The sequence below is a fragment of the Actinoplanes awajinensis subsp. mycoplanecinus genome, assembly GCF_001509495.1.
Classification (GTDB): Bacteria; Actinomycetota; Actinomycetes; order Mycobacteriales; family Micromonosporaceae; genus Actinoplanes; species Actinoplanes palleronii.
The window spans coordinates 1-445 of record NZ_LLZH01000153.1 but is presented as its reverse complement, the minus strand read 5'-3'; the positions used below and the strand labels follow the sequence as shown (position 1 = coordinate 445).

The following is a 445-nucleotide window of genomic DNA, read 5'->3' as shown; positions in this document are numbered from 1 at the left end:
TCGGCAGGTGCGTGCGGCGTTGCGTGCGGCCGTGCGTCCTGAGGTGTTGCCGTTGTCGTTCGCGCAGCGCCGGCTCTGGTTCCTGCACCGGTTGGAAGGGCCCAGCGCGACGTTCAATCTCCCGCTGGCGCTGCATCTGACCGGAGAGCTTGACGTCGACGCGCTGCGGGCAGCGGTGCAGGACGTCGTCGACCGGCACGAAAGTCTGCGCACCGTCTTCCCGGAATCCGGTGGGGATCCGCACCAGAGTGTCCTGCGAGGCGAGCAGGCGCGGGCCACTGTGCGAGTGGTGCGAGCAGCGGACTCCCCTCTCGAGGAGGCACTGCGGCAAGAAGCGCGCAACCCGTTCGACCTCGGCCGGGAGTTGCCGTTGCGGGCGGTGTTGTTCGGGGCCGGTGGTGAGCATGTGTTGCTGTTGGTGTTGCATCACGTGGCTGGTGACGGC

Annotated in this window: 1 protein-coding gene; it reads left to right on the top strand. The window is 68.3% G+C overall.

The window, feature by feature from the left end; all coding sequences use genetic code 11:
* Positions 1–43 precede the first annotated feature (43 nt).
* A partial coding sequence (locus ADL15_RS18205; protein ID WP_394326939.1) for a condensation domain-containing protein occupies positions 44–445 on the top strand: 402 nt, incomplete at its 3' end.